Below are 11,954 nucleotides of genomic sequence, written 5' to 3' on the forward strand. Positions count from 1 at the left end.
CTGAAGTCCATAGGAAAGAACAAAAACAGGTAGGGCAAAAAATTGCTCTGCCTGTTTTTATTGGGGCTTTTCTTTTCTCGAAACAAGTGGTATACTCTTATAGTTAGATAAGACAAACTTTTAAAATGGGAGGAACAGTCGTGAAAATAAAATTGGAAGGTGTGATGGAAACTCTTCTCATCACTCTTGATATTAGAGCCCGGGATTATAAGGCGGAAAAATCGGTCTTGAAGGATAAAAAGTCGGCGGAGATCGTTGAGCAGATCGATTATGATTTTTCGAAGCTGGAAAACGACCAAAAAAACTATGTTGGGGTGCTCTCAAGAGCGAAGATTATGGATGAACAGGTGCGAAAATTTATACAGAAACATCCGCATTGTCATATCGTGTCGATCGGTTCAGGCTTGGATACGAGATTTGAAAGGGTCGATAACGGCACGATCTGCTGGTATGATGTCGATTTCCCCGAAGTAATCGAAATCCGCAAAAGATTCTTTGAAGAAGGAGACAGGGTTAAGTTCATTCCCAAATCCGCCTTGGATCCGGAGTGGACAAAGGAGATCGATGCCAAGGGAGAACCTCTTTTGATCGTATCCGAGGGTATGATTATGTATCTTCCTGTGGAAGATGTAAAGAAGTTTTTGAACATCCTTACGGATCACTTCCATGCCTTTGAACTCCATCTGGACTGCGTATCGAAGCGTATTGTCAATAAGGCGAAGTTTAACAAGGCGGTCAGTAAGACAAAGTCCGAATATTTCTTCGGGGTATCCAAGGGAAAGGAGATCGTGGAGCTGAATCCCAAACTCAAACAGATCGGTTATATCAATTTTACCGACGATTTCAAAAGATGGTTGAAGGGTATGGAAAGAATCTTTGTTCCCTTGATTTATCTCTTTAACAACAGATTGGTCATGTATTCGTATGAGAGGCAGTAGTCGGTTGTACGGTTTTGACAGGGAAGTGAAGTGGATATTAAAACCGTGTTGATGGAGTCCCTTAGTCGGCCTGTTCTATGAATCTTTACGGTAATCGTCTCCATAAGAACAGTTCCCTTTATTTGACATTTTCATCATCATGCAGAAGACCTGACGGGGGAGGTTTTTAGAATATCGATATGCCGTAACACTGCGAGCATCTGTTTGATCTTCTATGGAGTACGATCTTTGATGTTCATACCTCAAATGAATATCATTTAAGTTCACAGTTTCAACTCCTCCATAGGTGCTTGAGTTGGGGGGAGGGGCTTGTTTTTTCCCTCCCCTTTATCCAACCCATCCGGCATAGCCCAAATAGGATAAATTTCGGATACAGTTGCTTCATATACTCTCATAAACATTTGAATCACTTAGGTTTATGTATTTTTCTCTATATACGCATCTCTTGCACCGCTCTTTATGAATAGAGCGATTCTTTTTTTCAACATGGAAGCACAATGGTCCCTCTTCTGAAAATCATCACGAAGCCTTGTTTAATGCTGTCCGCCGTTTGAAATGCCGGATATACGGAACATATCATTGTCGAAAACAACTTGAATAAGGATATGTTTCAAAGTATTCAAGCGGATATTTTAATCAGATAATAGTAGGATATGCTTCACGACTTGGCGTTCGCTCCCAAACAAATAGTGAGGAAGAACATGGTCTTATCGCAGGTATTTTTCGCCGGGAAAATGCCTCACACTATTATTCATTTGAGTTATGGATATCAGAAACCTGTACTCAAAAGAAGATAAGACGGATGTTCGTAGACATAAAGTAGATATGACCACACTTCTATTGGAGAATAGTATCACACCTGAAAAATGAGTAAAACATATATGTAGGGGTATCTAAAAGATATGTCGTTTTTTGAAACGCTCTACGATAGCAGTTTTTGCGAAAATCGTAGGAAAGACGAACTGACGGAGCAGCCGGACGCTTGCTTCTCCCGTTTGTCAGGGGAATACGTTTGATCGGTATGTCACAATGGATGATCGAGTGTAGTCTTGATATCGGCAGAAGCTGTTAAGGAGATTTCGTGTCATTGACAAAAACAGTATGAACGCGGTTTTATGCGGACAAAAGTCATGGAACGTGTTCGCTTAATGCGATTTTTGTGCTTTTTGAAACAATGTCGGAGATGAAGGGGCATCGTATGCTGTTTCCGAAGTGTTCCTCTCGAAACGACGGTTATTCGCCTTACGGCTTGAAACCGAATTTTCATATATCCTTAGGTCTATCTATCATAGAGGGATGTAGTAAGGGGGAAGAAAATGTTAAACGAAGTTTTTTCGAACTTGACGAACAACTACAATTTTTTTGGGGATCTGTTATTATCCCATATACAGATAACTCTAATTTCAGTGTTTGCGGCAATTGTGGCGGGGCTTTTCATAGGAATTTTCATTTCGGAGAACAAGAGATTTGCGGGGCTTATTATTTCGGTGGTCAACATTCTTTATACCGTGCCGTCCATAGCCCTTCTCGGCTTTCTGATCTCCTTTACGGGTATCGGCAATCTTACCGCTGTGATCGCACTTACCGTTTACGCTCTGTTGCCGATCGTTAGAGGAACTTATACGGGGATTACAAACATCGACCCCAAAATCATCGAGGCGAGTGAAGCGATGGGGAGCAGGAAGACTCAAACCCTGCTTAAAATCAAACTGCCTCTTGCTTTTCCTGTTATCTTTTCTTCTATTCGCAATATGGTAACTATGACAATCGCTCTGGCGGGAATCGCCTCCTTTGTCGGAGCGGGAGGTTTGGGAGTTGCCATCTATCGAGGAATCACCACCAACAACAAGGGACTTATTTTAAGCGGAAGTATTCTCATTGCCGTTCTGGCGATTTTTTTTGATATCGTACTGGGACTCTTCGAGAAGAAAGTCGTGGGAGCAAAAAAATCGAAAAAATCAAAGCTTGTTATTGCGTTCATCGTTGCAGGTGCAATGGTGTTCAGTCTTGTCTTTACAAGTCTTGTCTCAAACGAACACAGGATTAAGATCGCTTCCAAGCCGACCACGGAAGGCTATATTTTAGCGGAGATTACCAGGCTGTTGATTGAGGATCGAACGAATCTTACGGTCAAGCTTACTCATGGAGTCGGCGGAGGGACGTCAAACCTTCATCCTGCAACCTTGAGAGGGGAGTTCGATATGTATCCGGAGTACACGGGCACCTCATGGCAGATTGTCTTGAAGGAAGAGGGGAACTATTCAAATGAGATGTTTGAGAATTTGAAGTCCGAGTACGAGCGGCAATATTCTCTGACATGGAAGGCGATGTTCGGTTTTAACAGTACCTACGGCATCGGGGTCCAAAAAGAGATCGCCGATAAGTATGCACTCAAAACGTATAGTGATCTTGCTCGCTATGCACCCGAGCTGGTTTTTGGGGCGGAGTATGATTTCTTTGAGAGGGAGGACGGTTTTAATGCACTCAGTGAGGCCTACGGTCTCGCCTTCAAAAAGAATGTCGATATGGACAACGGACTGAAATATCAGGCTTTGCTGGATAAGAAAATCGACGTGATGACGGTGTTTACGACGGACGGACAGCTCTCAGATCCGAGGATCACGGTGCTTGAGGACGATAAAAACTTCTATCCATCCTATATGGCGGGGATGGTCGTTCGCATTGACACCCTCTCCAAACATCCGGAGTTGAATAAGGTCTTGTCTGAGTTGGAGGATCGGATAGACGAGGAAACGATGTCTTCCTTGAATTTTGAAGTGGAGATCGAAGGAGAAAGACCTGAAGAAGTCGCAAGAAAGTTTTTGATTCGTGAAGGTTTGTTGGAGGAGAAATAGATGAATACGATACTTGAATTTAGAAATGTGGAGAAAACATATGAAGAGACCACCGTCGTTCATCCTCTCAGTCTTCGTGTCGAGCAGGGAGATTTTCTGTGTATCGTAGGAACATCCGGATCGGGAAAAACTACGATTATGAAGATGGTCAACGGCCTTATAAAACCGGACAAAGGACAGGTCTTGATTCGGGGCGAAGATATCAATACCAAGGACATCATCTCCCTGAGAAGAAAGATCGGTTATGCAATCCAGGGAAACGGACTTTTTCCCCATATGACGGTTCGGGACAATATCGGATATGTACTCAATCTTGAAAATAAGCCCAAGCGTGAGGTAGAACGAACGGTGGATGAAATGCTGGCTCTCGTAGGACTGCCGACAGAAACAAAAGAAAGATATCCGGATGAGTTATCCGGAGGGCAGCAACAGAGGGTGGGAATTGCCAGGGCATATGCGAACCGACCCGACATCCTTTTGATGGACGAACCCTTCGGGGCTGTGGACTCCATTACTCGATATCAGCTTCAGAAGGATCTTAAAGAAATCCACAGAAAGACAAACTGCACGGTCCTCTTTATCACCCATGACATCTACGAGGCCTTCAAACTCAGTACGCACATCCTGGTATTGGACAAGGGAAGGGTAGAGCAGTATGCGAGGACGGAGGAAGTGAGAAAACATCCGGCGGGAGCATTTGTGAAAAAACTTATTGAAATGGCGAATTGAGAACTATCATATCATTGGTGATAGTGTTAGGGAAATACCGTACAAAGACATAAAATGATTTTTCTTTTGTTCTACAAAGCATAGAAACCCTGCCGAATACATCCTTTCGAAAATGGTCTTGTTCAAGAAAAACTGAGTTTTTACTATTCTTTCGAATTATACGGGGTCTTCTTATACTATTCTCCAATAGAACATGGATATATCCTTTTTTCAACTTACGAAAAATCGGTTTATCTTCTATGGTCACATATTATTTATCCACAACTCAAAGGAAGAATAGTATTAGTCCTTAGTGATTTTTCGCTGTCTTAAAATTATATACTCCAAAATTCAAAGAATGGCGAGATGATTCTCGCCATTCTTGTTTTATCTAAGCCAAATACGATATAATGGCTATGAAAAAGGAAGGATGGCTTTGAGAACGTTTGATTATTTAAGGTTGACAGACCTCTCTTTGCCTGTCAGCATCTATCATGTGATTGATCGGATTCACGAACACAAGGGAAGGCAGGAGCTTTATGTAGAGAACGATCCAAATATCTTGGATAGGATGATCGATATTGCAAAGACCCGGAGTAACAAGTCTTCCAATGCGATCGAAGGCATATCGACCAGTGACGGCAGGATTCAGGAACTGATGAAGAAGACGGTAGCCAAAAACAGAGACGAGTAGGAGATAGCCGGATATCGATATGTATTAGATATGATCTATGAGAACTACACCTGCATCGAATTTAGCAAAAACGATATCCCGGCCCTGCACAAACGTCTCTACTCTTACTCCCCATAAAGAGAAAAGGAAGGTTCAAAACGATGGACAATACCATCGCGGAAGTCGACGCTTCGGAAATAAAAAGGTGAGATTTAAACCTGTAAGAAGTTTTGAGACCGAGAGATACTTCGATGAGACAGTCAAATCCTACAATCTTGCCATAAAATCGGATATTCCTCCCCGGCTCCTTATCCCTGCGGTGATCCACGACTTCTTGTGAATCCATCCCTTTGATGATACAAACGGAAGGATGAGCAGGATATTGACCCTTCTTTTGTTATACAAGTTCGATTACTTCGTGGGAAGGTACATCAGTATCGAAATGTTGATCGAAGAGAGCAAGGAATCCTACTATGAGAGCCTGCAAGAATCGGGTCGAAACCGGCATGAGGGAGAAAATGACGTACTGCCCTTTATCAGATATATGTCGGGTGTTATTCTCAAGGCCTATGTCGAGTGCGATGAGAGGTTCAGACTGATCGGAGAAAAGAAACCGACCTCGCCTCAAAGAGTGTTTTCGGTGATCGAAAAGTCCTTCGAACCCCTCTCCAAAAGAGATATCATGATCCTCTGTCCGGATATCTCTCAGAGAACGGTGGAGAGAGCCCTCAAAGAATTACAGGAAGAAGAAAAGATAAGCCCGGTAGGAAGAGGCAGATCCACCCGCTATATAGTTGCGGAGAAAGAACTGCTTTAGAGGGCGAGATTTTATATCAAACAATACCTGACAACCTCCATCTTATATTGCTATTGTCCCATAAAAGGGAGGGGAGTTTTTTTGATTTTATTTCGGAGTTCAGATAAAACTTGAACTCCGATGAGGAAGTTTGTTGTTATACTATACTTTACTTTAATATACGAGATTATACGAGGAAATTCTGTGTAATTCAAAAGGACAGAATCAAAACGATTTGGCAAGAAAAAAAGTGTTGATATTCTCATCTTATGAGATTGTTGCACTTTGCAGAATTATAGAATGAACAGGATCTGTCTTCGTGCAACGTTTCGCTGCCACCATCATTTATTTAAATGCTCGACCTCGATTCCGACTATTTTGCGGTTGCTCAAATATTTTAGTATTTATAGAGCGGATATCCCTTCTTCTAATTGGTAAATCGTGTAAAGCGCGTATTTCCACTATTCAAGGGAAGCTATATGATATGAGTACGGAAGAGTAGGGAAAGTATCTCGTGGCTCAATGAATTCTCCGGAAAACTACTAGAGTAGTATTGACATTTTTTTGAGAGGTATGATAAAATCATTTTATAAACTACTACAGTCTTTTGAGGGAGGGGTCATTATGAGTATCAAATTATTTGATTCGGAACTTAAGGTAATGAAGGTTCTTTGGAAGCAAGGAGATTGTACTGCCAAGCATATATCCAATGTGCTAAATGAAGAAATAGGTTGGAATATGAATACAACTTATACGTTGATCAAAAGATGTATCAAAAAAGGAGCCATTGAGAGATCCGAACCGAACTTTATGTGTCATGCACTCATTGCAAAAGAAGAAGTGCAGGTTGCAGAAACAAAAGAACTCATAGAGAAAATGTTTGACGGTTCTATTGATAAAATGTTTGCAGCATTGATTGGAAATCAACAGCTCTCCGAAAAACAAATTCAAAAATTGAAAGATCTTGTAAAAAATTTAGAGTGAGGTGAGAGAAATGAGTTTGTTGCAAATGAGTACTTCTGCTGGAATACTTATCGTTGTCATTACGATATTACGCACCATGTTTATTTATAAATTGCCTAAGAAAACATTTATGATTTTGTGGATTCCGGTAATCTTTCGTCTATTGGTACCTGTCGAAATTCCATCCGTTTTGAGTGTCTATTCGTGGATACCGGATCAGAGTGTTGAATCAAGCATTTACCGCGAAGAATCTTCTGTTCATGAATTTTTTGTGAATGAAAATAAAGTGATAGAGCAACAAACGGATGAGGAAAATCTTCAAACAAGAGAAGAGCACGGGTGGAGTCATCCTACAATATCGATTCGGAAGGTGGTTTGGTGGGTCGGATTTCTGATGTGTTCAGGTTTTTTTCTTCTTGCCTACCGTAGAGGAATAAACAAATTCAAACATTCGTTGCCGCTTGAAACCAAGTTTATTCAGGAATGGAAGAGGAGACATCCTCTCAGAAGAACACTTTCTATACAATGCTCTGACCGAGTTTCCACTCCACTCAGTTACGGTATAGTTCAACCGGTAATATTGCTTCCTCAACACTTGGACATGAAGGATACAAAACTTCTGGAATATATTTTAACACATGAATATATTCATATTCGGCGTTTTGATATTTTATATAAAGCGGTTCTTATTTTATCTGTCTGTATTCACTGGTTTAATCCTGCGGTTTGGATGATGTTTCTGCTGTTGAATCGTGATATCGAACTTGCCTGTGATGAAACCGTGATCTACCTTTTGGGCGAGCAAAGAAAATCCTCCTATGCACGTGCTTTGATTGAGATGGAAATTCAAAAAACGGGCATTATGCCTCTTTGTAATAACTTTAGCAAAAATGCCGTTGAAGAAAGGATTTGTGCCATTATGAAATCAAAGAAGAGCTCCATATTTACTCTTGTTTTGGCAACAGTATTGATCATAGGTGTTACAGTCGCATTTGCCACATCCGATGTAACACACAAACAAAAAGATGAGGATATGCATCTGTCAATGGAAGAAGTTGAGAAACTACTTGCTTTGAAATTTGATGGGTATGAAGAAATGAGTATTACACAATATCAAAATAAAGTTTGGACGATTATGGATACCCCTGAATATCAAAAATTGTGGGAGCGTATTTCTACGGATGGTGCTTTGTATGAACAAAAAGACAGTGACGATATCGCTTCTTTCCTGTTCAACACGTTGGAACCGCTTACTGCTGAAAAATGGAAGGAAAGAGAGTTCGGAGGGTATGTACAAACAAATTATGAAGAGGCTTCGGATAATGCCGTGATGGAGTATTCTTTTACTTTGGCAATCAAAAATCCTCAGACTCTCACTGTGGGGGAATATGATAAGATTCGTTTGAGTATTAACAGGGAATTACATGAATTGATACAAAATAAGACCTTGGAGCAACTGCAGGATGAAGATTTTATGAACGATCACATCCGAGCGGCAGTTGAAAGTATTGAAATGCGTTACAGCAACGATAAACTTCAAATAGATTTAAACTATATGTATCAGCCTCTGTCCGGTCTAAAAGAAGGTAATACTGAAGAAATTCAAACAAAGGAACAGGAGAGAAGGGAATATCCGAATGCAACAAGGGAGGATTATCGGTCTTTGCTTGCTCTTAAAACACCGGATTATCAAACTATGTCTGTTTCGGAGTTTAACAGAAATCTGATTGAATGGGCAAATGAAGATTATGGTCGCTCGGAACGAGTTGCTATGGATGATATTCGTAAGGAGTATCAAATCCCTTTATCCGAAGAGGAAAAAACCTTTATCGAACTTACTGTACGTGCTTCCGGAATTGAAAATGCCGAATTGGTACGAAGCCACCACACATCTGAACCGGTACGAAATCCAATCCTGAACATAGATCTTCCGATAAAAGAAGAACACTCCGGAAATGAAGTGTCTATGTGGTGTAACGCTTCCTATCAGCTTTCTTACCATATCGAAAATCAAGATCGGCTCAGTATTGGAGAAAGAGATCGTTACCTTAGTGAAGTTCTATCCGAAATACAAAGATTTTGGAGTGAAACGAAAACGCAAGAGATGGTAAAGATGAATAAACAGATGATCGAGAAAAAATTTGGCGAAATTGCAATGAGAACCAGCAATCAAAAAATAAAATTCTCTATTGTAAGAGGTCAGGTTTATTTTGAACATGGTGTGGAACAGAACTATGAAGAACACGCAGCCGAAGACGAGGGTAGGATTTTTGAAAGCTCTGAATTTGAATTGACAGAGGGAAGACACAACTCAAATTCTCAGTATAAAACAAATTATATTCTCTCCGAGAAGAATGGAGAAGAAGTGGTATTTATTGTTAAAAACAACGGTCTTGTCGATATCGTTATAACGATTAACGAGAAGAACCCTCTTATAGTATCTCCGGGAAAAGAAAATTATGTCACAGCTTCCGTCAAAGACGGCTTCTGGGGTGCAAAGACATATAGTTTTAAAGCTGTTACGGGACATGGAGGAGGAAAGGTGGATATGGACTATAGTATAGTACAGAAAAAGTGGAAAACGCTGTAAAATTTTTGTCCAAGTGAGAAAAATACAAATTTATTGGCGCATTGATACTTATCCTCACTTGGTATTGCTGTGATACGGAAGATTTAACGACACAGGTGAAATTGATATAAATATCAACATATCAGAACACTAATCTATTGATATAATGATATTTATCTGTATTTCTTATCTTGGTTATAGATCAAAAAAGTTCATATCAAAGTCGAGATTACTTTGAATTTCAACGTGTCAATACACTGGGGTATATCTGAAAACGAACCGTATTCCAGTAAAGAAATGAGTGATACTATTATTCTTTTGAGTTGTGGATATAAATAATCTGTGACCTATAGAAGATAAATCAACTTTTTGTAGTTTGAAAACGGATATATCCATACTTCTATTGAAAAATGGCATGAAAAGCGGAACGAATACTTTGTTTTCGGAATAACGAGCCAAGTTGCGAAACATAGCATTAGAAGTTCTTGATTCTCAAATAAGTGATTTATAGCGATGTTTCATTTATTAGAGGCGGATAGGTAATTCGCTCTTGAAAAGTATCTCCACAGTACGAATAATTTCCTCACTTGCAGAACGGGAGGTGTCTCACAAATAATTTCATCAGGGGTCAGTACCTGTAACAGAACACAAATGGCAAAAGTTCATTCTCTAAAAGTGAAAAGCTTGAAAATAACAGATTCCTCTGATATAATCTATACCGAAACAGATAGAAAAAGAGTATACGAATAAAGGGTAAGACAGGATGATTTTTATAACGGAAAGCTCTGTATGGTTTTATAAGGGAATTTCCGCACTTAGTAAGACAGGATGATTTTTATAACGGAAACATCCGGAATGTCGGTATGATTTGAGAAGGACAGTATGAAATTTCTTAAGGGATAACACCTTGTAATACAATTATCTAAGGAAACATCGCACAAAGATACAAACGGTTCTTTTTATTGCTTTACAAAATACAAAGAGGTTGTGAAACGAACTGTTTCAAGAACTTTATCCCTAATGTGAACACGGATTCAGGTTTACTTTGCGAATTGTGCGGTATCCTTCCAGTAAAATTCACAGGTTGAAGGCTTTGAACTACAATCGTCCCAAGTGTTTTTCGCCTTTTTATACCCGGCATTTTAAACAGAAAATAGTGTGCCGACATATTGACAGTTATCTTTATTTCCTATCTTTGTTATAGACAAGGGAGTTCATATCAAAGTCGAAATCACTATGAATTTCAACGTGTCGTTGCAATAGTATAAACCATAAAATTACCCCAAGAATAAAGGAGATGTGCAATAAATGAAATTAGGAATCGTAGGATTGCCCAACGTCGGGAAAAGTACTCTGTTCAATGCGATCACAAATGCGGGGGCGGAGTCTGCCAACTATCCGTTCTGTACAATTGAACCCAATGTCGGTGTAGTATCGGTACCGGATCCGCGTTTGGATGCATTGGCCAAGATTTATGATTCGAAGAAGATCGTTCCCACCTATATCGAGTTTTACGATATCGCCGGTCTGGTAAAGGGAGCGAGCAAGGGAGAGGGTCTGGGCAACAAGTTCCTGTCCCACATCCGTGAGGTGGAGGCGATTGTTCACGTCGTTCGCTGTTTCGATGACGAAAACATCGTCCACGTCGATGGAAGCATCAGCCCGCTTCGCGATATCGAAACCATCAACTTGGAGTTGATTTTTTCGGATATGGAGGTTTTGGACAAGCGGATTCAAAAGACGAAGAAGATGGCAAAGGGAGATGCTTCCCTCAACAAGGAACTGGAGATCATGGATGCGATCTACAAGACTCTGGAGAACTCCCTTTCCGTTCGAACCATGGAGTTTTCGGAGGAAGATACCGAGTTTGTCAAGAGTTTGAACCTTCTGAGCAACAAGCCGATCATCTACGTGGCAAATGTTTCCGAGCAGGATTTTTCCACGGGAATCGAAGACAATGCCTATGTCAAACAGGTGCAGGAGTTTGCTCAGTCGGAGAAGGCAGGTGTGGTTGCGATCTGTGCAGGGCTGGAGTATGAGATCTCTCAGCTGGATGAGGAGGAGAGAAAAGAGTTTCTCCAAGATATGGGCATCGGTGAATCCGGTTTGGACAAGCTTGTAAAGGAGAGTTATTCACTTTTGGGTCTTATTTCATTCTTGACAGCGGGACCCATGGAGAGCAGAGCTTGGACGATCAGGAAGGGTACAAAGGCACAACAGGCGGCAGGAAAGATTCACTCCGATATTGAGAGGGGCTTCATCCGTGCGGAGACCATCGCCTTTGAAGACTTGATCGCTTCGGGGGGCAATATGACGGCTGCCAAAGAAAAGGGGATCGTTCGTCTGGAAGGCAAGGAGTATGTGATGAAGGACGGAGATGTCGTTCTTTTCCGCTTTAACGTATAGCTGTCTGTTGAGCGGGAAACCGATAATAGGATGTGACCTTTATTTC

General features: G+C 40.8%; 9 protein-coding genes. All 9 read left to right on the forward strand.

The genetic code is table 11. From position 1 onward, the window contains the following. The first annotated feature begins 140 nt into the window (after positions 1 to 140). The 9 genes from ACFO4R_RS06405 (at position 141) to ychF (ending at position 11,908) form a co-directional block, all read left to right on the forward strand. Positions 141 to 938 carry a class I SAM-dependent methyltransferase gene (locus ACFO4R_RS06405; protein ID WP_379788225.1) on the forward strand — a complete coding sequence of 266 codons (798 nt, stop codon included), beginning with the start codon at positions 141 to 143 and terminating at the stop codon, positions 936 to 938. 1,316 nt (positions 939 to 2,254) lie between these two features. After that, positions 2,255 to 3,793: an ABC transporter permease/substrate-binding protein gene (locus ACFO4R_RS06410; RefSeq protein ID WP_379788226.1), complete on the forward strand. Its 1,539-nt coding sequence runs from the start codon at positions 2,255 to 2,257 to the stop codon at positions 3,791 to 3,793. Then, a complete protein-coding gene (locus tag ACFO4R_RS06415) occupies positions 3,794 to 4,522 on the forward strand; it encodes an ATP-binding cassette domain-containing protein (RefSeq protein WP_379788227.1) in 729 nt (242 codons plus the stop codon). Positions 4,523 to 4,937: 415 nt separating this feature from the next. Next, positions 4,938 to 5,195, forward strand: coding sequence for a hypothetical protein (locus ACFO4R_RS06420; protein WP_379788228.1), 258 nt, complete (start codon positions 4,938 to 4,940; stop codon positions 5,193 to 5,195). A gap of 184 nt (positions 5,196 to 5,379) precedes the next feature. Beyond that, positions 5,380 to 5,514 (forward strand): hypothetical protein, encoded by a 135-nt coding sequence (locus tag ACFO4R_RS06425; protein WP_379788229.1) that lies wholly within the window; start codon positions 5,380 to 5,382, stop codon positions 5,512 to 5,514. Between the two features lie 30 nt (positions 5,515 to 5,544). Beyond that, positions 5,545 to 5,991, forward strand: a complete 447-nt coding sequence (locus ACFO4R_RS06430; protein WP_379788231.1) for a Fic family protein — start codon at positions 5,545 to 5,547, stop codon at positions 5,989 to 5,991. Positions 5,992 to 6,594: 603 nt separating this feature from the next. Then, positions 6,595 to 6,954, forward strand: coding sequence for a BlaI/MecI/CopY family transcriptional regulator (locus ACFO4R_RS06435; protein ID WP_379788233.1), 360 nt, complete (start codon positions 6,595 to 6,597; stop codon positions 6,952 to 6,954). Between the two features lie 25 nt (positions 6,955 to 6,979). Beyond that, positions 6,980 to 9,523, forward strand: coding sequence for a M56 family metallopeptidase (locus tag ACFO4R_RS06440; protein ID WP_379788311.1), 2,544 nt, complete (start codon positions 6,980 to 6,982; stop codon positions 9,521 to 9,523). A 1,287-nt stretch (positions 9,524 to 10,810) separates the two neighbouring features. Further along, on the forward strand, positions 10,811 to 11,908 hold the full coding sequence (gene ychF / locus ACFO4R_RS06445) for a redox-regulated ATPase YchF (protein WP_379788234.1): 1,098 nt from the start codon (positions 10,811 to 10,813) through the stop codon (positions 11,906 to 11,908). The last annotated feature ends 46 nt before the right edge of the window (positions 11,909 to 11,954 follow it).

The sequence above is a fragment of the Filifactor villosus genome (assembly GCF_042652965.1).
Classification (GTDB): domain Bacteria; phylum Bacillota; class Clostridia; order Peptostreptococcales; family Filifactoraceae; genus Filifactor; species Filifactor villosus.